At 72.4% G+C, this 24,304-nt stretch carries 21 protein-coding genes and 2 pseudogenes; 11 read left to right on the plus strand and 12 right to left on the minus strand.

What is annotated here, in order from left to right; genetic code table 11:
* Positions 1-42: 42 nt before the first annotated feature.
* Both ACFVX6_RS31810 and ACFVX6_RS31815 read right to left on the minus strand, forming a co-directional pair.
* The gene (locus tag ACFVX6_RS31810) at positions 43-1,437 is read right to left on the minus strand and encodes a DUF1996 domain-containing protein (protein WP_389697344.1); all 1,395 of its coding nucleotides are present in this window, start codon (positions 1,435-1,437) and stop codon (positions 43-45) included.
* A 9-nt stretch (positions 1,438-1,446) separates the two neighbouring features.
* On the minus strand, positions 1,447-2,181 hold the full coding sequence (locus ACFVX6_RS31815) for a DUF4142 domain-containing protein (RefSeq protein WP_389697346.1): 735 nt from the start codon (positions 2,179-2,181) through the stop codon (positions 1,447-1,449).
* Between the two features lie 404 nt (positions 2,182-2,585).
* Here ACFVX6_RS31815 and ACFVX6_RS31820 point away from each other — a divergent pair, with 404 nt between their 5' ends.
* Positions 2,586-4,217, plus strand: a complete 1,632-nt coding sequence (locus ACFVX6_RS31820) for an alpha/beta hydrolase (RefSeq protein ID WP_389697348.1) — start codon at positions 2,586-2,588, stop codon at positions 4,215-4,217.
* A gap of 78 nt (positions 4,218-4,295) precedes the next feature.
* Here the strand turns inward: ACFVX6_RS31820 and ACFVX6_RS31825 are convergent.
* Together ACFVX6_RS31825 and ACFVX6_RS31830 are read right to left on the minus strand one after the other, a co-directional pair.
* Positions 4,296-4,750, minus strand: a pseudogene (locus tag ACFVX6_RS31825) (SRPBCC family protein).
* 92 nt (positions 4,751-4,842) lie between these two features.
* Positions 4,843-6,993 (minus strand): FUSC family protein, encoded by a 2,151-nt coding sequence (locus tag ACFVX6_RS31830; protein WP_389697350.1) that lies wholly within the window; start codon positions 6,991-6,993, stop codon positions 4,843-4,845.
* A gap of 129 nt (positions 6,994-7,122) precedes the next feature.
* Between ACFVX6_RS31830 and ACFVX6_RS31835 the strand changes: the two genes are divergently transcribed.
* The 3 genes from ACFVX6_RS31835 (at position 7,123) to ACFVX6_RS31845 (ending at position 9,918) form a co-directional block, all read left to right on the plus strand.
* Positions 7,123-7,767 carry a TetR/AcrR family transcriptional regulator gene (locus ACFVX6_RS31835; protein ID WP_389697352.1) on the plus strand — a complete coding sequence of 215 codons (645 nt, stop codon included), beginning with the start codon at positions 7,123-7,125 and terminating at the stop codon, positions 7,765-7,767.
* A gap of 49 nt (positions 7,768-7,816) precedes the next feature.
* Complete coding sequence (locus ACFVX6_RS31840; protein WP_389697354.1) at positions 7,817-9,034, plus strand: cytochrome P450; 1,218 nt, start codon at positions 7,817-7,819, stop codon at positions 9,032-9,034.
* A gap of 302 nt (positions 9,035-9,336) precedes the next feature.
* The gene (locus tag ACFVX6_RS31845) at positions 9,337-9,918 is read left to right on the plus strand and encodes a TMEM165/GDT1 family protein (RefSeq protein ID WP_389697356.1); all 582 of its coding nucleotides are present in this window, start codon (positions 9,337-9,339) and stop codon (positions 9,916-9,918) included.
* 63 nt (positions 9,919-9,981) lie between these two features.
* Here the strand turns inward: ACFVX6_RS31845 and ACFVX6_RS31850 are convergent, their stop codons facing one another.
* From ACFVX6_RS31850 to ACFVX6_RS31865, 4 genes and pseudogenes are all read right to left on the minus strand, one after another.
* Positions 9,982-10,764: a VOC family protein gene (locus tag ACFVX6_RS31850; RefSeq protein WP_389697358.1), complete on the minus strand. Its 783-nt coding sequence runs from the start codon at positions 10,762-10,764 to the stop codon at positions 9,982-9,984.
* A gap of 161 nt (positions 10,765-10,925) precedes the next feature.
* A complete protein-coding gene (locus ACFVX6_RS31855) occupies positions 10,926-11,831 on the minus strand; it encodes an RNA polymerase sigma-70 factor (RefSeq protein WP_389697360.1) in 906 nt (301 codons plus the stop codon).
* A 109-nt stretch (positions 11,832-11,940) separates the two neighbouring features.
* Positions 11,941-13,141: pseudogene (locus tag ACFVX6_RS31860) on the minus strand (NAD(P)/FAD-dependent oxidoreductase).
* A gap of 115 nt (positions 13,142-13,256) precedes the next feature.
* Positions 13,257-13,622 (minus strand): iron chaperone, encoded by a 366-nt coding sequence (locus tag ACFVX6_RS31865; RefSeq protein ID WP_389697362.1) that lies wholly within the window; start codon positions 13,620-13,622, stop codon positions 13,257-13,259.
* A gap of 126 nt (positions 13,623-13,748) precedes the next feature.
* On the opposite strand from ACFVX6_RS31865, the gene ACFVX6_RS31870 reads away from it, so the two are divergent.
* Genes ACFVX6_RS31870 through ACFVX6_RS31880 form a run of 3 tightly spaced genes read left to right on the plus strand, consistent with a single transcriptional unit; the run spans position 13,749 to position 15,405 of the window.
* A complete protein-coding gene (locus ACFVX6_RS31870; protein WP_389697364.1) occupies positions 13,749-14,195 on the plus strand; it encodes an SRPBCC domain-containing protein in 447 nt (148 codons plus the stop codon).
* Positions 14,192-14,545 (plus strand): ArsR/SmtB family transcription factor, encoded by a 354-nt coding sequence (locus ACFVX6_RS31875; RefSeq protein WP_389697366.1) that lies wholly within the window; start codon positions 14,192-14,194, stop codon positions 14,543-14,545. Before ACFVX6_RS31870 ends, ACFVX6_RS31875 begins: the two co-directional genes overlap by 4 nt.
* Positions 14,546-14,571: 26 nt before the next feature.
* Entirely contained in the window at positions 14,572-15,405 is an 834-nt protein-coding gene (locus tag ACFVX6_RS31880; RefSeq protein ID WP_389697368.1) for a class I SAM-dependent methyltransferase, read from the plus strand.
* 20 nt (positions 15,406-15,425) lie between these two features.
* On the opposite strand, the gene ACFVX6_RS31885 is transcribed toward ACFVX6_RS31880, so the two are convergent.
* The 3 genes from ACFVX6_RS31885 to ACFVX6_RS31895 form a co-directional block, all read right to left on the minus strand.
* Positions 15,426-16,538 carry an endonuclease/exonuclease/phosphatase family protein gene (locus tag ACFVX6_RS31885; RefSeq protein ID WP_389697370.1) on the minus strand — a complete coding sequence of 371 codons (1,113 nt, stop codon included), beginning with the start codon at positions 16,536-16,538 and terminating at the stop codon, positions 15,426-15,428.
* Positions 16,539-16,687: 149 nt separating this feature from the next.
* Positions 16,688-17,200, minus strand: a complete 513-nt coding sequence (locus ACFVX6_RS31890; RefSeq protein WP_389697372.1) for a rhodanese-like domain-containing protein — start codon at positions 17,198-17,200, stop codon at positions 16,688-16,690.
* Positions 17,191-18,354 carry a helix-turn-helix domain-containing protein gene (locus ACFVX6_RS31895; protein WP_389697374.1) on the minus strand — a complete coding sequence of 388 codons (1,164 nt, stop codon included), beginning with the start codon at positions 18,352-18,354 and terminating at the stop codon, positions 17,191-17,193. The genes ACFVX6_RS31890 and ACFVX6_RS31895 overlap by 10 nt, the downstream gene beginning before the upstream one ends.
* 255 nt (positions 18,355-18,609) lie before the next feature.
* On the opposite strand from ACFVX6_RS31895, the gene helR reads away from it, so the two are divergent.
* The 3 genes from helR to ACFVX6_RS31910 are packed head-to-tail and all read left to right on the plus strand — an operon-like array spanning position 18,610 to position 21,590.
* Complete coding sequence (gene helR, locus ACFVX6_RS31900; protein ID WP_389697376.1) at positions 18,610-20,808, plus strand: RNA polymerase recycling motor ATPase HelR; 2,199 nt, start codon at positions 18,610-18,612, stop codon at positions 20,806-20,808.
* A 51-nt stretch (positions 20,809-20,859) separates the two neighbouring features.
* Entirely contained in the window at positions 20,860-21,291 is a 432-nt protein-coding gene (locus ACFVX6_RS31905; RefSeq protein WP_389697378.1) for a hypothetical protein, read from the plus strand.
* Positions 21,234-21,590 carry a PQQ-binding-like beta-propeller repeat protein gene (locus ACFVX6_RS31910; protein ID WP_389697380.1) on the plus strand — a complete coding sequence of 119 codons (357 nt, stop codon included), beginning with the start codon at positions 21,234-21,236 and terminating at the stop codon, positions 21,588-21,590. The genes ACFVX6_RS31905 and ACFVX6_RS31910 overlap by 58 nt, the downstream gene beginning before the upstream one ends.
* Here ACFVX6_RS31910 and ACFVX6_RS31915 read toward each other — a convergent pair.
* Positions 21,587-23,107, minus strand: coding sequence for a cellulose binding domain-containing protein (locus tag ACFVX6_RS31915; RefSeq protein WP_389697382.1), 1,521 nt, complete (start codon positions 23,105-23,107; stop codon positions 21,587-21,589). The genes ACFVX6_RS31910 and ACFVX6_RS31915 overlap by 4 nt on opposite strands.
* A 324-nt stretch (positions 23,108-23,431) precedes the next feature.
* Here ACFVX6_RS31915 and ACFVX6_RS31920 point away from each other — a divergent pair, with 324 nt between their 5' ends.
* Positions 23,432-24,031 carry an acyltransferase gene (locus ACFVX6_RS31920; protein WP_389697384.1) on the plus strand — a complete coding sequence of 200 codons (600 nt, stop codon included), beginning with the start codon at positions 23,432-23,434 and terminating at the stop codon, positions 24,029-24,031.
* The last annotated feature ends 273 nt before the right edge of the window (positions 24,032-24,304 follow it).

Consider the following 24,304-nt stretch of genomic DNA (forward strand, 5'->3'; position numbering starts at 1 on the left):
GGCCCGGAGCGTGCTCCGGGCCGGCACCGCTTTTGCGTCCGGTCAGCGGCAGGTGCGTCCGCCGTTGACGCACCGCACCGCCCGGGCCATCAGCTCGTCCGGCATGACGTTGATGAAGTCGCCGTGGTCGGTCACCGGCTTGTGGAGCTGTTCGGGGAAGCTGTCGACCGCGAAGCGTGCTCCGGGGGGCGTCGCGTAGACGATCCGCTGCACCAGTTGCGGCACGGCCTTGAAGCCCGCCGGGCAGGAGCCGTCTCGGCCGGCGAAGGCCACGTGGGTGCGGTGGTTGGCGCTGTCGGTGTTCTTGCCGTCCCAGCAGCTCTGGAAGGCGAACGTCCGTACCACGTCGGTCCCCTTGGGGCAGATCGGGTACTTGTCCTTCAGCTGCCGGTTCTCGAAACCGGTGCAGCTCCACGAGGCGTTGGCGTTGGCCGGGCCGTTGGTGAAGGCCTTCGCGTCGCCCGTGATGATCCGCAGGAAGCGGGGCATGGCGGTGACGCGGGAGACGGGGCTCCCCTTGAACTCGATGGTCACCTGCTTCGGCAGCAGGATCGTGCCCACGTTGGCGTCCTGGCCGCCGCCCGGGGCCCCCGCGTCCTGCTCCGCCTTGCCGTCGCGCAGCCTCAGCACCGGCCAGTAGTAGGTGGACAGGTCGCCGTTCGTGCAGGTGGTCCCGGAGGCGGCGAGGCTGTTGTTGGTGGAGAAGGCGTCCGTGGTCTTGTTGCCGACGTAGTCGTGCATGTGGTGGGCGCCGTTGCTCACGCCGGGGGCGACGATCACGTTGTCGGGGTTGAGGTGCCGCTCTTCGTTGCGCCCGCAATTTACGGCGAAGGAGCCCTTGGAGGCACCGGACTTGGGCGCCGGTTTCCGTACGTTCGGCTTCACCGAGCCGATGCGGACGAAGTCGGAGCGGGCCGGGCCCCCCTTCAGGGCGACCCCGTCCGTGCCACCCCGGGCGGTCTCCTCCTCGGCGGCCGGCGCCTCGCGCATCGCGCAGGCGCTCAGCTCCGCGAGCCCGTCCGGGCGGGCCGTGGTGCGTCCGATCGCCTCGGAGACGCGGCCGATCGAGGCGTCGCGCCCCTCCTTCAGCTCCCCGAGCAGGGCGTCCGCGGGCGCTCGGCCGGTGGCGAGCCGCTGGTAGGCGTCGGCGATCTGGGTGTCGAGACCGGCGAGTTCCCGGTCCACTTCGCCGCGCGCCTGATCGGGAACCTCGCGCAGCCGCTCTCCCACGTCGGGGCAGTCGATGGTGGCCGTCACCGGCGCCGGGCGCGCCGGGTCCTGGCCCGCGGAGGCCACCTGGCCCGCGATCACGACCGCGCCGCCGCCCAGGACCAGTGCGGACGCGGCGGCGAGTGCCTTGTACAGGGGACGCCTCCTGCGTTTGTGCCCTGCGCCGTCCTGGCGCGCCGGGCCTTGCGTGGAGTCGTTGTCGCGCATGTGATCACTTCACTTCCTCGGTCGGGTGGCGGCGGGAGAGGGGTCCGCCGGTCGGGCGGCCGTGGGTGGGCCGGTGGTGGGAGGGCTGTCCGCCAGGCCTTCGAAATCGACCAGGCCGCTGGCTTCGAGGACCGCGATGTGGTCCAGGACCGTGGTGTTGGCGTCCGTGGCCAGCTCGCGGACCACGGAGTTGCGGGTTTGCGCCCGCACTTGGGCGACGAGCGTGAACACCTTGCCGTGCGCCCGCCGCAGCAGCTGTACGAAGAGCCGCTCGTAGGTGGCCCCTTGGGCTCGGTCGAGCTGGTCGAGCCAGGCCTGCTGCTGGCCGGACGGCCGGTCCGGCAGTTCGACGCCGAGCGCCTCGCCCACCTCCAGGACCCTCCGGTCCAGTTCGGTGTGCCCTTCCACGAGGTGCTCGCCGGCCGTACGCACCGACTTGCGGGTCCCCCGCTCCTGGGCCTGCCGGCCCGCGGGCAGTTCCCACAGACCGGCCAGGCGGACCTTGCGCACGAACTCGCGGTCCTGCGGGGTCAGCGGCCCGAAGGCCGTGTTCATCACCCCGGCGCCGTCGTCATCGGCGGAGGCCGGGGCGGGCGAGGTGGCGACGGCGGGCGACGGGGCCGGGGCCGCCGCGGCGGTTCGTCCGCCGAAGCTCCGCACCGGTATCAGCAGCGCGATCAGCGTGAGGGCGAGGGCTCCGATGACGATGCCCGTGCCCATGACGTGTCGCGAAGCGACCGACATGCCGCCGAGGTTCGTCCGACGGATTGGACGGATGGACAGCACTCTGCCTCCTTGGGTCCCGGGACGCCCGGGAGCCGCCGCACGGAGCGCGCCGCTCCCGCGGGTCCCCGGGTGCCAAGGGACGCTAGTGCCGGCTCCGGCTCCCCCGCCGAAGGCCCATCCGGACTGGACAAACATCCGGGCAGCCCCCCGAAAGGCTGCTACGGTGCCGCGCGCCCGGCCCCCGTGAGGCCCGCGCCCCGGAACCTGATGTACGGACAAAAACCCCGGCGCGTCGGCCAGTTGTCCGGATTTCCAGTCATTCGCGAGGAGTAGAGGGCCCCGCCCCTCAGGTGGATTCGCCCGGCCCGCGGGGTGACCCAGGGTGGGGACGGATCACCGCCCACCCGAAAGGAACGGCCCCCGTGCGCAAGAAACGACTGGCATCCTTCCTGGCCGCCGCCGGGCTCCTCGCGAGTTCCGTGCCCCTGTTGGCGGCCGCCCAGGCCTCCGCCCTGCCCACCGACAGCGTCCAGGCCGACAGCGCTGGAACCGACGGCCTCCGAGCCGACGCCGCGTACCTGCGGCAGAAGCCCGCCTGGCACCGGTGCGCCGCCGATCAGCCGGCCTCGTACGAGTGCGCCACCATCAAGGTGCCGCTCGACTACCGGCGGCCCGCGGGACGGACCCTCGACCTGGCGATATCCCGAATACGGAGCACGAACCCCGCCAAACGGCACGGGGTCCTCCTGATGAATCCGGGCGGGCCGGGCGGGAGCGGGCTCGATCTGCCGCTGGCCCTCGGCGAGGTGGTCCCCGCTGAGGTGGGCGAGCAGTACGACCTCATCGGCTTCGATCCGCGCGGGGTCGGCGCCAGCAGTCCCATCAGCTGCGGGCTGGCCGACGCCGAGCAGGGCATCGACCGGCCGTACCGGCCCGGGTCCTTCCCCTCGGACGTGGCCTGGGCGCGGAGCATCGCCGAGAAGTGCCGGGAGAAGGCCGGCTCCGTGCTCCCGTACATCACGACCCGCAACACCGCCCGCGACATGGACACCATCCGTGCCGTCCTGGGCGAGCGGAAGCTCTCGTACCTGGGCTACTCCTACGGGACGTACCTCGGCGCGGTGTACACGCAGATGTTCCCCGGCCGGACCGACCGCTTCGTGCTCGACAGCGGCGTCGACCCGAACCTGATCTGGCGGGGCATGTTCCAGAACTGGGCCACGGAGGCCGAGCCCGCCTTCGCCCGGTGGACTCGGTGGGCGGCGGAACGCGCGGGCGAGTACCACCTCGGCGAGAGCCCCGCGGCCGTGTCGAAGACCTTCTGGGACCTGGTGGCGCGCGCCGACCGGGATCCGATCGTCTTCCAGGGGGAGAAGATCAACGGCGACGACATCCGGCGCGCACGCGCGCTGTTCTTCTATCCGGCGCAGGTCACCCCGCTCGTGGTGGCGCTGAAGGATGCGGCCGACGGAAAGCCCGCCGTCACTCCCGGCGCCTCCGGGCCCGACTTCGACATGAAGCGGGCGCTCGCCGGCAGGTCCGGGGCCCCGGCCGAGCCCGCCTCCGACAACGACGTCGCCGTCTTCTGGAGCGTGGTGTGCGGGGACACGGACTCCTGGCCGCGCGATCCCGAGCGGTACCGTCGCGATGCGGTCCGGGACAAGGCCGCGTTCCCGCTCTACGGGGACTTTGCCTCGAACATCAAGCCGTGCGCCTTCTGGCCGCGCCCGCTCGAGGCGCAGACCCCGATGAAGGCGCGGGCAGGGGTGCTGACCGTGCAGAACGAGTGGGACTCGCAGACCCCGCTGGCCAGCGGCCAGGGCCTGCACCGGGCGCTGAAGGGCTCGCGGATGGTGCTGGCGCTGGGCGCCGAGGGCCACGGGGTGTACCTGGCCGATCCGTCCTCCTGCGCCGCCGCCCCGGTCACCGCGTACCTGGCCACCGGGCGGCTGCCCGCCGAGGACATCGCCTGCCGTACGCCGGCACCCGGCGGGGACGGGCGGGGGGCGCCGGTGAAGCCGCTGCCGATTCCGTCCGGGCCCGGACGCTTCTGATCCGGGGGACCCGGTGAGCCGGTGGCTCGGTGACTCGGTGACCTAGCGACCCGGTGACCCGGTGACCCGGCCCGGTCCTCAGTCCGGCCGTGGGGACGCCTCCGCCGCCGCCTTGATCCGGCGGCCGAAGTCGGGGGCGTCCTTGCGCGCCGCGCTCAGGGCGAGGCCGACGAGGAGGCGGCCGAAGCCGTGCCCGGTCAAGGTGTTAAGACGCGCAACCGCGTCCGGCCGCCGGGAAGTTCGGCCAGGTCGTAGCCGCCTTCGGCGGTGACCAGGTTGTGGCTCAGCTCCGTCCAGCGGATCCGCGCCGGCGCGTCGAGTTCGGTGATCTGGAACTCCCGGGCGGTCTTCATTCCGGCGTCCTTCACCGTGCTGCGGAAGACCGTACCGACGGCGGTCGGGGCGTCCGGGGTCCGGGTGATCCGCTGGACGCGCGGGCTGAACTCCGGGTCGTTGCGCCCGTCGGCGAGATACGCGAACACCTCCGCGACGGGCCGGTCGATCTCGACGCTCGCCTCGAACAGTCCGGACATGTCCGCTCCTCACCACACACCACGCCGCCGGAGCCGGTAGGCCGTCTCTTTCCACGATCGCAGAGCCCCGCTCCGGCCGCACCGCCGCACGCTCAGGCCGCGCCGGAGGCCATGGGCCCGGCCTCGGTCCCGACCCCGGCCGCGGCCCCCCGGTCGAGCAGGGCCAGGTCCGCGGTCAGCGAGTCCAGCCAGGCCATCGCCGTGTAGAACACCGGCGGCGCGCCCTCGGGTCCGGGCCGGCGGGGGGCGGGACCGGCGGGACCCGGGTCCGTGGACCCCGCGGTGTGTACGGGGTCCGCGGCTGCCGCCGCGCGGCGCAGTCCGGCGGCCACCCAGGCCCCGTACTCCCGGACCACCGCCTCCTCGCGGGGGCCGGGCGGGGTGCCGGGGGGTCTGCGGCCGCCCCAGAGGACGTGGTGGCCGGTCATCATCGCCGCCTGCCGGTCCTCGCCCGGGGCGGTGGCGGCCGGATGTTGGCGCTCCGTCTGGTACTGGGCGTACGCGCTCTCCGCCATGGCCAATGCGTGCCGCACCCGCTGGTCGGGCCCCACCTCGCGGGCCCGGCCGAAGGCCGCCGTGGCCGCCTGGACGTCGTCGGCCGCGGCGTGCAGCAGCTCGGCCACGGCGCGCCCCAGTTCGTCGTGGGCGCCGCGCGGCCAGGCCAGCAGTCCGCAGACCATCCCGATCGCACTGCCGACCAGTACGTCCAGGAACCGCACCTCGGCCAACTGCCATGTCACGGGGGCGAGCTGGGCGAAGGCCATGGCCACCACCAGGGTGAACATGGCCTGCGCCCAGCCCACGCCGCGCACGGGCCCGACGCAGAACGCGAACAGCATCAGCGGCGGCAGCACGATCGCGTAGACCGTGCTCGCCTCCCCGGCCAGCGCGAGGACCCCGCCGGCGGCGACCGCGCCCACCAGGGTGCCGATCAGGGCCAGCCGGACGGTGGCCCGGGTCTGCACGGCGTTGGTGCGGGTCAGGCTGAGGACGGCGAGCATCGCCCAGAAGCCGTGCGGCAGGGAGTCCACTCCGGCGACGGCCCGGGCGACGGCGAGGGCCACGCCGATCCGGACGGCGTTCTGGAAGTGCACGGACCGGGGCCCGGTGTTCCCGGCCAGCCGGTACCACCAGAGCCGCACCGGCCCCTCCTGGGCGTACCAGAACCGGTCGGCGGGTCCGGCGGCCGGCTCCACCCCCGGCCCCTGCGCGTCCGCGGCCCCCGCACGCCCCCGTACGGCTATCCCGGCGGCGCCGCGCAGCACGAGGGCGGCATCCGCCAGCTCCACCAGCGCGGCGTTGCGGAACCCGGGCCCGGGCCCGGTCACGGGGGTCCGGGCGAGGGAGACGTGCAGGTTCCGCAGCCGCGTGGAGTCCGTCGCGGGCGGGTTCCCCGCTCCGAGCAGCCCGGCGGTCCCGGCGGCCGACTCGCGCACGGCCGCCACGAGGTCCCGCCCGGCCGCCCCGGTGTCCGGTCCGGGCTCCGGCGGGGGCAGGGACCGGAGCCGGGCCAGCAGGGTGCGGGCCGCCAGCCCGGTGTGGGCCAGCGCGCGTTCCCGTACGCCGGGTCCCGCGGGCCGCTGCGCCTCCTCGACCCGGGAGGGCCGCAGGGCCTGGGCCCGCTCCGCGGCACGGGCGGTCTCCGCCGCGGGGAGGGTGTGGGGCGGCTGCTCCAGCACGGCGGCGCACCGGGCCGCCTCGGCCGCGGCGGCGGCGGCCAGGTCCCGGTAGCCGGGGACGGCCGGGTCGGGCAGCACGGTGGCCTCGGCGAGGATCAGCAGCAGGACCCCGACGACGGTGCCGGTCAGCCGCTGGCCGAGGGTGTCGGGGGCGTACGGCGGGAAGCTGGGCAGGATGTACAGCAGTTGGAGCCCGGGCGCGGCGCCCGCGAGACGGGGTCCCGCCGCCGAGGAGAAGGCCACGCAGAAGCCGATGACCAGCATGCCCGCCACGGCGGCCCAGGTCCGCACCGACAGCCAGGTGCCCAGTACCACCAGGGCGCAGGCGGCGGGGAGCACACGGGCGACGACCCCGGCCCGCATGCGGCCGCTGCCCGGTATCCGGGAGAGCCCGGCCAGCGCGACGGCGGCGAAGAGCGCGTACGTGGCCTCGACGGGCCGGTCCAGCCCGTACAGGAACGCGTAGAAGCCCAGACCTGCGGCGAGGGTGACCCGGACGGCCCGTCGTGCGGCCGCCGGCAGGGGGCCGGTGCCGGTACGGAGCTCACTCAGGGCGGCGCGCACCCTTTCAGCGTCCCACCGGGCGCCCGTGCGGTCCTGCGGTACCGCTTGACACTTCGTCAGGGAGGGCGCAATTTATATCGGCACCCCGATATAAATCCGTCCCGGTACAGCCAGCGATCCGGAGCCCCGGTGGAGCCGTCCCGCACCCCAGAACGCCCTCGGCGCCGTACCCCGCAGGCGCAGCGCAAGTCCGAGAGCCGCGCCCGCCTCATCGACGCGGCAGCCGACCTCTTCGCCCGCAAGGGGTTCCACGCCGTCTCCGCCGAAGCCGTCGCCGAGGCGGCCGGGCGCACCACGGGCGCGCTGTACAGCCACTTCGGCGGCAAGGAGGGCCTGCTGCTGGCGCTCCTGGAGGTCTGGAAGGAGCGCACGAGCGAGGAACTGGCCGCCGAGATCGCGGCCGGGGACCCGGCCGACCCGGCCGTGCACTTCTCCGCGATGTGGGGCAGCCTCACCCGCCCGCACCCCGAGCACGGCGACTCCTGGCTGCTCCTGGAGACGGAGCTGTGGCTGCACGCCGCCCGCGGCCCCCTCATCGGTGACCGGCTCGCCCAGCGGTACGCCGAGATCCGTGCCCGGCTCGGCGAGGGTCTGGCCGACTGGGCCGAGGCCACCGGCACCCCCCTGACCCGTACGCCGCAGGAGACCGGCGCCCTCGTGCTCGGCATCCTCCTGGGCCTCTCCATGCAGCACCGCCTCGAACCGCGCGCCGTCCCCGACGGGCTCGTCATCGAGGCCCTCGGGACCGTCCTGGGACTCGGCAGGGACTGCTGACCGGTACCGACCGCACGACTCCGATCCGTCCGACGAAGGGAACCGCCCCGTGCTGCCCACCGGCGAGATAGACCTCCTTGAGGACACCTGGGCCCGTGAGGTCCCGCACGCCCAGTTCACCCGGCTGCGCCGCGAGGACCCGGTGCACTGGCACGAGGTGCCGGGCCGGCACGCCGGCTTCTACGCCGTCACCCGCCACTCCGACGTCAAGGCCGTCAGCCGCGATCCCGAGCTGTGGTCCACCGAACTCGGCTCCTTCATGATCCGCGACCAGAACCCCGAGTCCCTGGAGACCCTTCGCCTGGTCCTGCTGGGCATGGACGCCCCGCGCCACTCCCGGTACCGCTCGCTGGTCAGCGCGGGGTTCACGCCCCGGGTCGTACGAAGGCTCGCGGCCCGGATCCAGGAGCGGGCGGTCACCCTGGTGGAGCGCGCGGTCACCCCGGGCCGGGACATGGACTTCGTCGCGGAGGTCGCTGCCTGGCTGCCAATCCAGACGATCTGCGAGATGGTCGGCGTGCCCGAGGGGGACGAGCGGCTGATCTTCGACTGGAGCAACCGGATGGCCGGCTCCCAGGACCCCGAGCTCTCGGCCGGAAAGCACGACAGCGATCTCGCGGCCGCCGAGATCTACTCCTACTGCGACGCGCTGGCCGCCGAGCGGCGGGCCCGCCCCCGGGAGGACATCCTCTCGACGCTGGTGCACGCCGAGGTCGACGGGGACCGGCTGTCGCCGGACGAGATCAACATGTTCTTCGTCCTGCTCTGCGTCGCCGGCAACGAGACCACCCGCAATCTGCTCTCCGGCGCCCTGATCGCCCTGATCGACCATCCTTCGGCGCGCGCCGAACTGGCCGCAGCCCCGGAGGACGAGGCCCTGTGGACCACGGCGACGGAGGAGTTCCTGCGCTGGGGCGGCTCGATCCACAACTTCCGGCGCACCGCGACCCGTGACACCGTCCTGCGCGGGCGGCCCGTCGCCGAGGGGCAGAAGGTGGTCACCTACTACACCTCCGCCAACCGCGACGAGGAGGTCTTCGCCGACCCCTTCGCCTTCGACATCCGCCGCACTCCGAACGAGCACCTCACCTTCGGTGGCGGCGGCCCCCACTTCTGCCTGGGGGCCGGCCTCGCCCGCACCCAGATCAAGGCCCTGGTCCGAGAGCTCCTGCGCCGGCATCCGGAGGTGTCGCTCACGGGAGAGGTACGCCGCCTGCGCTCGGACTTCATCAACGGGGTCAAGCACCTCCCGGTGCGCTTCGGATAGCCGCTCCCGGGACTTTCGGCCCTGCCGGGGCACTGCGCGTCGCTGTTAGAGTTGTCGGCAGCGAAGGGGAGTAGTCCCGAAAACCGCTGGTCGACATACTGGACGCCTCGAGGGGTCCCGGCCACCGGGCCACCGCGCTTCACGTGCGGGGCGGACGAGACCTTCGGCCAAGGCATGACCCGTCCCACATCACCGTGTGGGCCGCTTCGTCGTGCCGGGCCGAGTGGTTCTTCCCGTCGCCTCCCCGCTGGGTGCCGATCCGAGCCATCAGAGCCCGGCTCCAGCAGAAAGCAGCACCCGGAATGGCTCTCGACCCCGTGGCGATCTTCACCGCCTTCGGTCTGATCTTCCTTGCCGAGCTCCCCGACAAGACCATGTTCGCCTCGCTGGCCATGGGCACCCGGATGCGGCCGCTGTACGTATGGTTCGGCACCTCCACCGCGTTCATCGTGCACGTGGCCATCGCGGTCGGCGCCGGAAGTCTGATCGGCATGCTGCCGAACATGGCCGTCAAGCTCACCTCCGCCGCCCTGTTCGCCTTCGGCGCCGTCGTCATGATGCGCGCCGGCGCCGACGACGAGGCGGACTCGGCGGCCAAGGCCGTCACCGGCTTCTGGCCCGTCTTCACCACGGCGTTCATGGCCGTCTTCATCGGCGAGTGGGGCGACCTGACGCAGATCACGACCGCCAACCTCGCCGCCACCAACGGCTGGCTGCCCACCGCCATCGGCTCCGCGGCAGCCCTCATGTCGGTGTCCGCCCTCGCCCTGGTCGTGGGCCGGTTCATCGCCAAGCGGGTCCCCCTCAAGACCGTTCAGCGCTTCGGCGCCCTGTGCATGGCCGCGCTGGCCGTCTGGACGCTCATCGAAGCCTTCACCGGCTGAACCGGCTGGTCCGGCTGATCCGGCTGATCCCGCTGAACCCGCTGAACCGACTGGTCTCCCGGGTCACTCGCCCCGCGGTTCGGCGGCCTTGAGCAGGGCGAAGACGGCCCCGCTCGGGTCCGCCAGCCAGGCGATCCGCCCGACGTCGGGCACGTCCGCGCCCGGCATCAGCACCGTGCCGCCACTGGTCCGCGCGGTGCTCACGACGGCGTCCACGTCCGCGACCGCGAAGTACGGCACCCAGCGGGCGTCCCGCTCCCCCTCCGTCAGCGGTGCCACCCCTCCGAAGGAGCCGTCCTCCTGGTCCCCGTCGGCGGTGCTGAGCACCTGGTAGGTCATGCCGGGCGCCGCCATCTCCTGTGAACGCATCCCGAAGAGGGCTCCGTAGAAGGCCAGCGCCGCCATCGGGTCCGGTACGTGCAGTTCGACCCAGCACAGCGCGTTGTCGGCGGAGGTCAGCTCCAGACCCGGTGTCCGGCCCGGCTTCCAGATGGCGAAGTCGGCGCCCTGCTGGTCGGTGTACTGCGCGAGCCACCCCTCCCCCATGACGTCCATCGGCTCGATGCGGACGGTGCCCCCGCCGTCGCGTACGCCGCGGGTGGTGTCCTCCGCGTCGTCGGTCCGGAAGTACACGGTCCACGCGGAGGTCGCCCCCGGGTCGAGCTGCCCGACCGCGGCGACCGTCTTCCCGTCCACCTGGAAGAACCCGTACCCGCCGGTCTCGGGCCCGAGCAGGTGGAACTCCCAGCCGAAGACGGCCCGGTAGAAGGCGGCGGCCCGGGGGATGTCGGGGCTCCCGAGGTCGATCCAGTTGGGCGAGCCGGTGCGGTAGTCGGTACCGAGCATGGTTTCCTCCTGCGACGGGGTTTCGGATGCGAGGTACCCGCAAAGCGACCCCTCACCCCGGCTTCCCCTCCCAGCGCCACACGTACGGGTCCCCCCGGCACACCGCATTCGGCCGGTGCCTGCCCCCGCAGCCCACCGCCAGGCCGGCGGGCGCGCGAAACTCACCGCAGGGTGGGCGTGGTCTCGGTGTCGACGTGGGACAGCTTCTCCGGGTTGCGGACGAAGTAGAGGCCGGTGATGCGGGTGTCCTCGACGCGGACGGCGATGACTCCGTCGAGCTCTCCGTCCACGTGGACGGCCAGGGCCGGGGTGCCGTTGACCATGGTGGGGGCGAAGGAGAGCCCGATCCCGGCCTTCCCGGCCTTGCCCGACATGCCGGTGAACAGGCGGGCCACATGGAGGGCGCCCACGATCGGCCGCAGTGCGGCGTGCTTGATGCCGCCGCCGTCGCCCATGTAGACGACCTCGGGGGCGAGCACGTCGAGGAGACCCTGCAGGTCCCCGGTTTCGAACGCCCGCTGGAACAGCTCGACGGCCACCCGCGCTTCGCTCGCGGAGACCGCCCGGCGGGGGCGGCGCGCGTCGACGTGCTTGCGGGACCGGTGCGCGATCTGCCGGACGGCCGCCGGGGTCTTGTCCACGGCGGAGGCGATCTCCTCGTAGTCGAGGCCGAACACCTCGCGAAGCACGAAGACGGCCCGCTCGGTCGGCCCGAGCGTCTCCAGGACCAGCATCATCGCCATCGACATGCTCTCGGCCAGTTCCACGTCCTCGGCCACGTCCGGCGTGGTGAGCAGCGGTTCCGGCAGCCACTGGCCGACGTAGGCCTCCTTGCGGCGGCTCATGGTGCGCAGCCGGTTCAGCGCCTGGCGGGTGGTGATCCGCACCAGGTACGCGCGCTGGTCGCTGACCGTGTCGAGGTCGACGCCCGCCCAGCGCAGCCAGGTCTCCTGGAGCACGTCCTCGGCGTCGGCCGCCGAGCCGAGCATCTCGTAGGCGACGGTGAAGAGCAGATTGCGGTGGGCGACGAAGGTCTCGGTCGCCGTATCGGGGGTCTGCGAGGGCATGTCCACAGTTGATTCTCTTCCCGTCAAGTTCCGTCGGTCTTCCGGCGGTTCGGATCCGTTCATGATCGACTCACGGTTCGGCTCATGATCAACGCATATGCCGGTCGACTCAAGCGTTCTGTTCGGCGGCGGCCCTGGCCCCGCCCTGCGCGGCCGCCAGGCGCCGGCTGCGGGCGTCGCCTCCCGAGACGCGGTGCAAGCCGTACGCACCCGGCTCGGCGGCCTCGCCGGCCAGGTGTTTGACGATGCTCTTGCACACCAGTTCCTTGAGCTTCGCGCCCGGCCGGCCGGCGACGTGGAACCACAGCGCGGTGTCGTTGCGGTGGGCGAACTGGAAGATGCCTGCACCGCGGCCGAGACTGATGCACTGACCGAAGAACATCTGGTTGAGGGGCTCGGGCCGCTCGTCCGCGATCCGGCTCAGGACCGTATCCGCGGCCCGCGCGCCCAACGGCATGGCGGCTTGGCAGCTCATCCGCAGCGGCAGGCCCGACGGCGCCGCCGAATCCCTCGCCGCCAGGATCCGTACGTCGTCCACGCTGGTCAGCGTCTCGTCCGTGAGGAGGCGACCCAATGCATCGGTGCTCAGCCCGGTGCGCACGGCCAGGTCCGGGACGCTGAATCCGGCGGTCCAGATGGTGACCGGGCTGGGCAGCTCGCGGCCGTCTGCGAGGCGCACGGCATCACGGGTCACCCCCGTCACCTTCGCGTCCGGGCCTTCGAGCACGGTGACCCCGAGCGCCGCCAGCCGCCCTGCCACCGAGCGGCGGCCGCGGGCGTGGAGGTACGGGCCGAGCACCCCGCCGCAGACCAGGGTCACGGCCCTGCCCTGCTCGGCCAGTTCGGCGGCGGTCTCGATGCCGGTCGGTCCGGCCCCGACCACGGTCACCGCGGCCGTCGGGGGCGCGGCGTCCAGGACGGGCCGCAGCCGCTGCGCGTCCTCCAGGGTGGCGATCGGGTGGGCGAACTCGGCGGCTCCCGGCACGGTCGGGTCCGCAGCCCCCCACCGCGTAGACGAGGTAGTCGTAGCCGATCCGGTCGCCGGACGCGAGCGTGACGCTGCGCTCGGCGGCGTCGATCCGTGCGACGGAGTCGACGACCAGGGCGACCCCTTCGGCCAGGACCTCCCGGTACTCGACGACGGCGTCGTCCGTTCCGCCCACCAGCTGGTGCAGCCGGATCCGCTCGACGAAGGTCGCGCGCGGGTTGACGAGCGTCACCGTGACGTCCGCGCGCCGCTTCAGACGGTTGGCCGCCATCACTCCGGCGTATCCGCCGCCGATCACGATCACATCGGTGTTCTCGGCCATGGTGTCCGTCTCCTTCGTTTCGAGGGTTCGGACACAAGACACCGGCCGGTCCACGGCTGTGACAGGTTGCGCCGGAATTCCTTTCCGCCGTTCCCGAGGCCCCGGACCGCAGCGGTCAGGCGGCCTTCCCGGGAGCGGCGGCCGTGGCCCGCAGCAGGTCCTTCAGGAGTACGAAGTCGATCTTCTCCGGTGTGCGGAACCGCAGGCAGACCTTGCCCATGTCGTGGTCCGCGAGCCGCTCCTCGAAGGCCTCGCGGACCTCGTCGCGCATCAGGTAGAAGGAGACGTACTGCTTCTGGCTCGCGAAGGCGATCTCCCCGACGCCTCCCCGTTCGTACACGGGCATCCCGTACGCCATCGCTTCCGTGAATCCGCGCAGCTCGGTACGGCACAGCTCACGCAGCCGGGTCAGTGCCTCCCTGCGCTCCTCGGGGACCTCGGCGAGGTATGCGTCCACGTTTTCCGCCCGGCTCTGCACCATGGATCCGAGCGTAGGCGAACCCGGACGGCCCGTCCTCGTGCAACTCCACGGTTGCGGGATACGGGGGGACGTGCAACTCTGGAGTTGCACCGAATCACTCAATGGCTTGCGACGAAGGAGTCCCTGATGAACGCGGACCGGATCGAACGCGACACCCTGATCGAGGCCTCCCTGGAGCGGGTCTGGTCCCTGGTGGCCGAGCCCGGCTTCTGGGTGGCCGACGAGGGGAGCCTGGCCGGCACGGTGGCCCGGGAAGGGGAGTCGATCGTGGCGAAGAACAGCGAATACGGCGAGTTCCCGGTACGGGTGGAGAAGGTCGACCCTCCCACCTACCTGGCGTACCGGTGGGCCAGCGCCTTCCCCGGGCAGGAGCTGCGCGAGGACAACAGCACCCTGGTGGAGTTCACGCTGAGCCGCGAGGGCGACAAGACGCGGCTGCGCGTCGTGGAGAGCGGGTTCGCGGCCCTGGCCGGGTCCGAGGAGCTGCGCGGCAAGGCGCTGAAGGACAACACCGGCGGCTGGCCGCAGGTGCTCGACGCCTTCAAGAAGCGCGCCGAACAACCGGCCGCGTGAGCGAGGAACACCCCGGCGCCGACGAGGCGATCGACCACGTCCTCGTCGCGCTGGCCGACCCGACCCGGCGCAAGCTGCTCGGTCTGCTCGCCGCCCACGGCGAGGTCACCGCGACCACCCTTGCCGAGGGGCTGCCCGTCTCCCGGCAGGCGGTGGTCAAGCACCTCTCCGTCCTGGACTCCGCCGGGCTGGTCTCCGGCCACCGGGTCGGACGCGAGGTCCGGTACACCGTGCGTCCCGCGGCCCTGGACGCGACGGCCAGGTGGATGGCCACCCTCGCCGCCGACTGGGACCGACGGCTCGCGGCCGTCAAACGGATCGCCGAGGCGGCGGAACGGGATGCGCGCTAGCCGGACAGGGCCCGATAGTGGGAACTGTGAGCGACTGGCCAGAGGGAACCGGACGAGCCGCGCGAGCCGCAACGGGCGGCTCGGACCACGGCGGCGGGCAGGAGCCCGTCGCCTGGTCCGGGCCGGAGGGCGCGCGGGCCTTCGCCGCCGTGGAGGCGGCCACGGACTGGCTGCTCGGGTACCCCTTCGTCTTCCGGACCCTGGCCCCGTGGGTCGGCAGCGGATCCGTTCTGGTGGACTACGGGTGCGGGCCGGGCAAGGTCGCCGACGCCGCGGCCCGGCGGCTCGGAGCGAAGGTGCTGGGCGTGGACACCTCCCCCGAGATGCTCGCGCTGGCCCGCCGCTCGGGGACGGCGGTCGCCGAATACCACCTGGTCACGGACGGGCGGACGGCCTGCCTGGCCGACGGCAGCGCCGACGCCGTGATGTGCAACCACGTCCTGGCCTCGCTGCCCACCACGGAGGCGGTGCTCGCGGTGTTCCGCGAGATCCGCCGGATCCTGCGGCCCGGCGGCCCGTTCGTCCTGCTGGCCACCGATCCCGCGTGCAGCGGGACGCAGTACGCCTCGCTGAGCATCGGCGACCAGGGCGGCACGTACGGACCCGGCGACGAACTGCCCGTACGGCTCCGGCGCACGGACGGCAGCTGGCAGACGATGCCCAACCACGCCTGGCCCGTGGACTTCTACCCGGCCCTCCTGGTGCGGGCCGGATTCGCAGACCTCGCCCAACACCGCCCGACGGTCGACGAGGCCCTCGGCCTCCCCGGTCTCGTCGACCCGGACCTCGCCGCCGGCCGCACCTGGTCTGCGGAGCGGGCCAGGCCCCCTCTCGTGATCACCACGGCACTGGCGGTCTGAAGGCGCGGGACCGCCGTGTCTCAACGCAGCTGGAGCACGCTTCGGACACCGGCGTGGTCGGAGGGCCACAGACCTGACGGGGTGCGGTCGGCCCGGGTGTGGCCCACCCGGTGGGCCGTCAGCGCCTTGACCTTGCCGCGGAAGAGCACGTAGTCGATCCGCTGGGTGAGGGTGGAGGCGGCGTTGCGCAGGTCGGGGGCCTGGCAGCAGGTGAAGCCGGGGTCGCGGGGGCGGGTGGCGGTCCAGGCGTCGGTGAACCCGGCCGCGAGGATGCGGTTGTGGCTCTGGGTGTTGGTTCCCGGTGTCGCGCCGACTCCGCCGGCGGCCGAGTTGAGGTCGCCGAGCAGCACGGTGGGGAGCGTGGTGTTCAGCGGGCCCGCGAGCAGTTCGTCGGCCTGTGCTTCCTGGACGGCGGGGGCGGCGGGCTCGAGATGGGTGGTCACCACTCGGCTGGCGCGGCCGTGCAGCGTGGCGTCCGCCGCGACCCCGCCGCGCTCGATGCGCAGCGGGGCATTGGGCGGGCAGCCCAGCACGGGGCGGCAGATGGGCACGTGGCTCTGGAACCGGGCGGCCTGCGGGTTGGCCACGGAGAACTTGTGTGCGGGCAGGTCGGTGCGGGCCAGGAGTACGTCACGGTCCGTGAGGCGGATGTCCTGCAGACCGGTGGGCGTGGAGCGCGGGGCCTCGAAGTCGCTGCCGACGGTGACACTGGCCACGGCCGCGTAGTGCTTGCCCCGGGCGGCGAGCTCATCGAGGAGGATCTGCAGGAAGTCGTACTCGACGTGGGTGGCGCTGCCCGGCCCGGCAGGCGTCTGGCTGCGCCACAGCACGGCTTCCTGGACGCCTACGAGGTGGGGATCGCTTGCGGCGATCTCGTCGGCCAGCGCTTCGGCCCGCTCGGGGAAGTCCGTCGCCTGGACGTTCGCCCACACCGCGGTCACCGCGGCGACGAGCCCCTGCGGACTGGTGGCGGCGAGAACGGGTGCGAGGTCGGCGCCGAGATAGAGGTTGCGGGTCATGACGCGCAAGGAAGTACGGCTGCCTTCGGCTTCGGCGGCCGAGGCCGCGCCGATCGACCCGGGTGCGAGGAGCGCGAGCGCGCACAGGGAGGATGTGAACCAACGGCGAGCCATGCGGGCAGCCCTTCCGGTCAAAGCGGGCGAATACCCGCGCACTCGCCGAAATCTAGATCGCGTGACGGCATCTGACGATCCAGGTGTGAGCTGGACGGCCTACGGTGCGCCTCGCGTCCTCCTCGCGGAACGGCGCCGCCACCATCCGCTCAGCAGGCGCAGGAGATGCCCGAGCGCGGGGCGGTCAGATCGTCGATCGCGCGCTGGTCGGTGCCGTGGGCGGTCTCGAAGGCGAAGCCCTCGCGGACCCAGTACTCGAATCCGCCGAGCATCTCCTTCACCTGGTAGCCCAGGCGGGCGAAGGCCAGCGCCGCACGGGTGGCGCCGTTGCAGCCGGGGCCCCAGCAGTAGGTGACCACCGTCAGCGCCGGGTCGATCAGCGTCGGCGCCAGCTCCGCGATCCGCGCCGTCGGAAGGTGCAGCGCCCCGGGGATGTGGCCCTGGTCCCAGGCGGCCTCACTGCGGGAGTCGACCACCACGAGACCGGGGACACCGGAGAGCAGGTCGGCCCGTACGTCCGAGACGTCCGCCTCGAAGGCGAGCCGCGCGGCGTAGTGGGCCGCCGCGACGCCCGGAGCCGCGGCGGGGACGGAGAGAACGGCGCTGGTGGGCTCGGCGCTGGTGGGCTCGGCGGCAACGGTGGACGAGACGGTCACGGACATGGGGGAACTCCTTGTACGGGGCGGAGGGCGGGGGCTCGCCGGCCGGGTGGACTCCCTGCGGCGATGACTCCATCCTCTGTTCCTGCGCCTCCCGCGACGAGTGGCGTAAACGCCTCCACTCGCCAAGATCCCGCCAGGGGTGCGGTGATCCTGACGAATGCCTTCCGGTAGGCCGTCGGCGTCGTCCGCATCTGGCGGGTGAAGTGGTGGCGGTACGTCGCGGTGGAGTCGAAGCCGACCGCCGCGGCCACCTCGTCCACCGTGCCCTCGCCCGACTCCAGCAACGGCAGGCTCGCCGCGATCCGCTGGGAGACCACCCAGCGGATCGGGCTCACACCGTTGCGACGGGTGAAGTGGCGGAGGAAGGAACGCTCCGACATGTTCGCCGCACGGGCCAGGGCCGGGACCGAGAGCGGGCCGTACAGCCGCTGGAGGGCCCAGGCCATGCTCCGGGAGATCCCGTCGTCGACGCCGTCGGGTCCTATCTCTCCCACCGCCGCCTCGATGAACTGTGCCTGCCCGCCCTCGCGATGGGGTGGCACGACGAAGCGGCGGGCCACGGTGTTGGCGACGGCGGCGCCGTGGTCGGCGCGGACCAGGTAGAGACAGAGGTCGATGCCGGCGGCGCTGCCCGCGCTGGTCAGTACGTCGCCGTTGTCGACGTAGAGGACGTCCGCGTCGACCTCGACGGCGGGATGGCGCTCGGCGAGGGTGCGGGCGTAGCGCCAGTGGGTGGTGGCCCGGCGGCCGTCGAGGAGACCGGTCGCGGCGAGCGCGAAGGCACCCGAGCAGATGGAGACCAGGCGCGCGCCCCGGGCATGGGCCTTGAGCAGGGCGTCGACCAGCGAGGGCGCGATGGTGCCGCCCGCCGGGGAGACTCCGGGGATGATCACGGTGTCCGCGGCGGAGAGGGCGTCGAGCCCGTGCTCGGCGCGGAGGGTGAACCCGCCCACCACACGCAGGTCCCGGCCGGGTTCCGCCGAGCAGACCCGAAGCTCGTACCAGGGCAGGTCCCCCAGCTCGGGGCGGGTGAGTCCGAACACCTCGACCACCACGCCCAGTTCGAAGGGCGCCATGCCGTCGAAGGCGAGTACGGCCACCACATGGGCCGGTGCCGGCTTCGTGAGGTGAAGGGGTACGGCCTGGGAAGTCATGGCCGTACTGTAGCCAGCCGTCCTCACCAGGCCCCATCGGGCGGGTGGAGGAGGGGGTGCGGAGTATGCAGAGAACGGCGAGGAGGTATACGCACTCCTTGCCATGTACAACATATAGCGCACTGGGGGGCTTGCGGCAAGGCCCCCAGCCTGGGGCAAAATCGCGGACCGAGGCCAGAACTTGCCGAAAAATGGGAGATTCACTCAGTGCGTTCCGATATGTCAGCTCTTGGATCACACGGTTCCGTCGAGGCGGTGGCGACCACCACCAGTGCGTTCGAACTTCCCGACCACCTTTCCCCCAAGGCCGACCCGGCGCTGATCGGGGGCGACGAGGCGCACTTCGCGGCCGTCTCGCACTGCCTGCAGCAGACGATCGCCGAACTGTCCGACCGCCTCGAGGCCACGCGCAAGGCGCCCGGCGGCGTCGGCCGGGAGGCGATGGACCGCGACGCGGAGATCCACCGCCTGACCAGCCGGCTGCGCACCCTGCGCCGCTTCGGGCTGGACCTGTGCCTGGGGCACATCGTCCCCGCCGACGGCTCCGAGCCCGTGTACATCGGCCGCCTCGGCCTCACCGACAGCGCGGGCAACCGGCTGCTGCTGGACTGGCGCTCCCCCGCGGCCGAGCCCTTCTTCGCGGCGACGCACGCCGTCCCGATGGGTCTGGCGAGCCGTCGCAGGTACCGCTGGACCCGCGGGCGGATCAGCGACTACTGGGACGAGGTGTTCTCCGCGGACGGGCTCGAAGGGCGCGCCGCGCTCGACGACCAGTCCGCGTTCATCGCCAGCCTCGGCGGCAACCGGTCGGCCCGGATGCGCGACGTGCTCGCCACCATCCAGACCGACCAGGACGCCATCATCCGGGCCGGCTCCCGGGGCGCCCTCGTCGTCGACGGCGGTCCGGGTACGGGCAAGACCGTCGTCGCCCTGCACCGCACCGCCCACCTGCTCTACTCCGACCCCCGGCTGGGTCACCGCCGCGGCGGCGTGCTGTTCGTCGGACCGAGCCGGCCCTACCTGGCCTACGTCTCGGACGTGCTGCCCAGCCTCGGCGAGGAGGGCGTGCAGACCTGCACCCTGCGCGACCTCGTCACCGAGGGAGCCGGCGCGGAGGTCGAGGCCGATCCCCGCGTGGCCCTCCTCAAATCGTCCGCCGACCTGGTGAAGGCGGTCGAGGCGGCGGTGCGCATCTACGAGGAGCCGCCCACCAAGGGGACGACCGTCTCCAGCCACTGGTCGGACCTCTGGCTCGGCGCGGACGACTGGGCGGCCGCGTTCGAGGCGGTGGAACCGGGCACCCCGCACAACGAAGCGCGCGACCAGATCCTGGAGGAGCTGCTCACGATCCTGATGGACCGGGACGACAGCGACGTCCCGCCCCACCTGCTCCGGCGTTCACTGCTCCAGGACCGGGAGCTCATCACCACCCTCAACCGTGCCTGGCCGATGCTCGATGCGGGCGAGCTCGTCGGAGACCTCTGGTCGGTGCCCGCCTACCTGCGCAAGTGCGCCCCGTGGCTCGGACCCGATGACGTGTCGCTCCTTCAGCGCGCCGACGCCCGGGCCTGGACGGTGTCGGACCTGCCGATCCTGGACGCGGCCCGGCAGCGGCTCGGCGATGCCGAGGCCTCCGTACGCAAGCGCCGGCACGAGGCCGCCGTCGCCGCCGAGCGTGCGCGCAGGTCCGAGGTCATCGACCGGCTGCTCCAGGACACCGAGATCGACGAGAGCCAGGGGGCGGTGGGGATGCTGCGGGGACGGGACCTGCAGGACGCCCTGATCGACGGGGACGCACTGCCCGGCGCCGAACCCGACCTGCTCGCGGGCCCGTTCGCCCACATCATCGTGGACGAGGCGCAGGAACTGACCGACGCCGAATGGCAGATGCTGCTGGCCCGTTGCCCGTCGCGGAGCTTCACGATCGTCGGGGACCGCGCGCAGGCCCGGCACGGGTTCACCGAGTCGTGGCGGGAGCGGCTCGAACGGGCCGGGCTCGACCGGATCACCATGGCCTCCCTGAGCGTCAACTACCGCACCCCGGAAGAGGTCATGGCCGAGGCCGAGCCGGCCATCCGCGCCGCGCTCCCCGACGCGAACGTGCCGACCTCCGTCCGCAGCAGCGGCATCCCCGTCACGCACGGCCGCACCGCGGACCTGGCCGCGGTCCTCGGCGACTGGCTCGACGCCCAGGCCGACGGGGTCGCCTGTGTCATCACCGCCGCTGCCCTCGACGACGACACGTTCCCGGCGAGCTCCCGCGTCCGCGTACTGACGCCGACCCTGTCGAAGGGACTCGAATTCGACCTGGTCGTCCTCATCGACCCGGACACCTTCGGCGAGGGCATCGAAGGCGCCGTAGACCGCTACGTCGCGATGACCCGCGCAACCCAGCGCCTCGTCATCCTCGAGCACGTGAGCCGACGCGGCCCGGGCCCGGGACGAGCCCGTTAGCCTCTGGCCTGAGCCGCGTACCGCGGTCGGGGGGACAGAGGGGTACAAGGGGTGGGACTTCACCAGACCGATCCGCTCGTCGTGGGCGGGTACCGGCTGCAGGACCGGCTGGGCGCAGGCGGAATGGGCACGGTGTTCCTGGCGCGGAGCCTCGAGTCCGGGCGGATGGTGGCGGTCAAGGTCGTCCACCAGCAGTTCGCGGACGACCGGGAGTTCCGGATCCGCTTCCGCCAGGAGGTGGCCTCGGCGCGGAGGGTTTCGGGGACCTTCACCGCCCCGGTGGTGGACGCCGACCCCGATGCGGAACGCCCTTGGATGGCCACCCAGTTCGTGCCGGGCCCCACCCTGGGGGCGACCGTACGGGCCGAAGGGCTTGCCACGCCGTATGGAATGCACGCGCGACGCCCACGCCCCTGCCCGGCGCCATGGAGTACGTGGAGTCGGGCGGTACCTACTACGGAATGGCCCCGGACGGCACGGTGACCGCCGCCGATGACGTCACGGGCGAGCCGCGCTGGACGGCCGAGTCGTGGTACCTCAAGGAGTGGACACGCAGCGGGAAGAGCCCGTTGCGGGTGGCCGACGGGCGGGTCCACGTCCCGGGCACGGACGGGAGCGTCCACTGCTTCGCCGCCGACAGCGGAGACCTGCTGTGGCAGAGCGCTGCGCGTCAGGACGACAGTGCGAACGCCCGGCGCGATTGGCCGGGCATCGCGATCCACGGTGACCTCGTCTACCTGCTGACGGGCGACACCGTGGTCGCGTTGCGCCCGCGCGCCTAGCGCAGGGCTCCGAAGGCCTTCGTGAAGGCCAGGGGCTGCTGGAGGATCGAACTGCACGTCGCGTCGGCGTAGTTCACGACTCCGGCAGGGCACTGCTGGTCGCGGGTCGCGGACCACATCGCCAGCCTGCCGATTCCCTTCTCGCTCGCGAACTCCACGAGCTGGGTGGCGTCGGCGACCGTGAAGATCTCGCTCGTGACGTCGTTGACGCCGATCATCGGCGTGACGGCGACGGCCTTCCAGGCCGCCGCGTCGGTGAGGCCCAGTACGCCCTTGATCTGGGCCTGCGTGGCCGTGGCGGCCTGGATCGCGTACCGCCCCATGTCACCGCTGTAGGCGGGGCCGTAGTCCATGGCCATGATGTTGACGCCGTGGATCCGCACGCCGGCCTTCTTCGCGTCCGCCAACAGGGCCACGCCCGGCTGCGTGAGCCCCTCGGGCATCACGGGCAGGGTGAAGGCCACGTCGAGTCCCGGGTGGGAGGCCTGCAGCAGGGTGATGGCCTGCGCGCGGCGGGTGTTGGCGGCCGTGTCGGGCAGGGCCGCGCCCTCGATGTCGAAGTCGACCTTGGTCAGCCGGTACTGGTCGATGACCTTGCCGTAGGCGGCGGCGAGCTCCTGCGCGGAGCCGCAGTTCAGGGCCAGCTCGTGGCCGGCGGCTCCGCCGAAGGAGACGCGTACGTCCCCGCCCTTGGCCCGCAGGGCGCCGATCTGCGCGGCGACCTTGTCGCTCGCGAGCTCGGTGACCCCGCCCCACAGCGGGGCGCAGCCGCCGCCGGAGGTGATGAAGGCGAGGTGGAACTCCTTGACGCCGGTCCTGGCCGCCGTGTCGACCAGGTCGTAGGCCGGGTGGAGGGAGGTGTCCACGTACGGCGCGAAGCGCGCGCCGCCGGCCGGGTTCCCGGTCGGCGGCGGGGTCGTGGCGGTGGCCGTCGCGGTGGGCCGGGTGGGCTTGGTCGGCTGCCCCGTGGGGGTCGCAGGAGCGCTCGTACCGGCCGTCGGCGCCGGCGTCGGCGCGGCGGTCGGGGCACCCGTGGGGGCCGTGGTGGGGCGGCCGCCCGGCGGGGGCGTCGGGCCCTGGTCCGCCGAGCACTTCGCCCCGTTGATCCGACAGGCCGTCGGGTTGCCCGGGGTTCCGCTCGCGCTCGTGACGAAGCCGATCGTGACGGAGGCTCCCGCGCCCAGCTCCTTGTTCCATGCCGCCGGTTTCACGGTGACGTGGCGGCCGCTGACCGTGTGCGAGCCGTTCCACAGGGAGGCGATCGTCGTGCCCGCGGGCAGGTCGAACTCCAGGGTCCAACCGGTCTGCGCCCGGGTCTTGTTGTTGGTGATCACGTACGTTCCGGTGTAGCCGCCGCTCCAGGAACTCGACTTCGTGTACACCGCGCCGACCGAGGCGGCCTGGGCCGTACCCGTGAAGGCGAAGGCGGCGGCTGCGATCAGCACCGCCACCGCCGTACCGCCTGCGGCCTTCGCCTTCTTGCTCGTCCTGCGCCGGTGACCGGTCGTGCTGCCCATCGCGTGCCTGCCTCTGTATTGCCGGGGAGTTCAAGGTGCGGCAGCACGCTAGCCGCCCCGAAACGGACATTTGATCGATTCGGGGTGGTGGTGGCGAACCTTAGGTTCCACTTAAGGAAGCGATCGGGCGACCTTAAGGCAGCGGACCTCACCTGCGGCCGAGGCACCGTCAAGTCCAGTCCCTGAACAGTTGGTTGCTCTTCGGGGCGCGGACGGTCGATGCCGCATATGCTCCCTCCGTACCTCAATGCGACGTACCTCCATGCGACGTACCTCCATGCGGCGTACGTCCGAACGCCTCGCGAGCCGTAAGGGGACCGCCCCGTGAGTGTCCGAATTCAACCCTCCTCCCAGGTCGACGAGACGGCCGAAATCGGCGAGGGGACCACGATCTGGGATCTGGCGCAGGTGCGGGAGGATGCCAGGCTCGGCCGCGACTGCATCGTGGGACGAGGAGCGTACGTCGGCCCCGGCGTACGGATCGGGGACAACGTCAAACTGCAGAACTACGCCCTGGTATACGAGCCGGCCGAACTCGGTGACGGGGTGTTCATCGGCCCGGCCGCGGTGCTCACCAACGACTTCTACCCGCGGGCCGTCGAACCCGACGGCCGGCAGAAGCGCGGCGGCGACTGGGAGGCGGCCGGCGTCATCGTGGCCGAGGGGGCCTCCCTGGGGGCCCGTTCGGTGTGCGTCGCGGGGGTCCGGATCGGACGGTGGGCGCTGGTCGCGGCCGGCGCGGTCGTATCCCGGGACGTACCGGACTTCGCGCTTGTGGCCGGGGTGCCGGCCCGGCGCATCGGCTGGGTGGGCCGGGCCGGGGTCCGCCTGCTGGAACGCGACGGCGAGCCGGGCGTGTGGGAGTGCCCGCGCACCGGCGCCCTGCACGACGAGACCGACGGAACCCTGGCCGAGCGCACCTGACGCAACGTCGGCAATTTGGGTCAATGCCATTTCCTCAAAACCACAATCAACGAACATCCTTGGGCATACCTTGTCCCTGTACACGGGATCTGAGCAGGCAACAGGCTGTGTTCAGTGGGGGGTTGTACACGACGAGGGCAATCGCAGACAAGGTGACGGCCGGCGCAGGATCATGCGCCCGTCCGCCGCCGTCCGCGCGCCCCGATCCGGGACTTCGCTGGAGGGGGATCCAGCGACCCCGGACCGCTCGTGCCATCGGGGGGATCACACCGT

The sequence above is a fragment of the Streptomyces sp. NPDC058289 genome, assembly GCF_042880975.1.
In the GTDB taxonomy this organism is placed as follows: Bacteria; Actinomycetota; Actinomycetes; order Streptomycetales; family Streptomycetaceae; genus Streptomyces; species Streptomyces stoeckheimensis.

What these genes read in the sequence shown, in the direction of transcription:
- ACFVX6_RS31810 (WP_389697344.1), bottom strand. Translation starts at nt 1,437, where the DNA reads ATGCGCGACAACGACTCCACGCAAGGCCCGGCGCGCCAGGACGGCGCA.
- ACFVX6_RS31815 (WP_389697346.1), bottom strand. Translation starts at nt 2,181, where the DNA reads ATGTCGGTCGCTTCGCGACACGTCATGGGCACGGGCATCGTCATCGGA.
- ACFVX6_RS31845 (WP_389697356.1), top strand. Translation starts at nt 9,337, where the DNA reads ATGGCTCTCGACCCCGTGGCGATCTTCACCGCCTTCGGTCTGATCTTC.
- ACFVX6_RS31850 (WP_389697358.1), bottom strand. Translation starts at nt 10,764, where the DNA reads ATGCTCGGTACCGACTACCGCACCGGCTCGCCCAACTGGATCGACCTC.
- ACFVX6_RS31855 (WP_389697360.1), bottom strand. Translation starts at nt 11,831, where the DNA reads ATGCCCTCGCAGACCCCCGATACGGCGACCGAGACCTTCGTCGCCCAC.
- ACFVX6_RS31865 (WP_389697362.1), bottom strand. Translation starts at nt 13,622, where the DNA reads ATGGTGCAGAGCCGGGCGGAAAACGTGGACGCATACCTCGCCGAGGTC.
- ACFVX6_RS31870 (WP_389697364.1), top strand. Translation starts at nt 13,749, where the DNA reads ATGAACGCGGACCGGATCGAACGCGACACCCTGATCGAGGCCTCCCTG.
- ACFVX6_RS31885 (WP_389697370.1), bottom strand. Translation starts at nt 16,538, where the DNA reads ATGGCTCGCCGTTGGTTCACATCCTCCCTGTGCGCGCTCGCGCTCCTC.
- ACFVX6_RS31890 (WP_389697372.1), bottom strand. Translation starts at nt 17,200, where the DNA reads ATGTCCGTGACCGTCTCGTCCACCGTTGCCGCCGAGCCCACCAGCGCC.
- ACFVX6_RS31895 (WP_389697374.1), bottom strand. Translation starts at nt 18,354, where the DNA reads ATGACTTCCCAGGCCGTACCCCTTCACCTCACGAAGCCGGCACCGGCC.
- ACFVX6_RS31910 (WP_389697380.1), top strand. Translation starts at nt 21,234, where the DNA reads ATGGAGTACGTGGAGTCGGGCGGTACCTACTACGGAATGGCCCCGGAC.
- ACFVX6_RS31915 (WP_389697382.1), bottom strand. Translation starts at nt 23,107, where the DNA reads ATGGGCAGCACGACCGGTCACCGGCGCAGGACGAGCAAGAAGGCGAAG.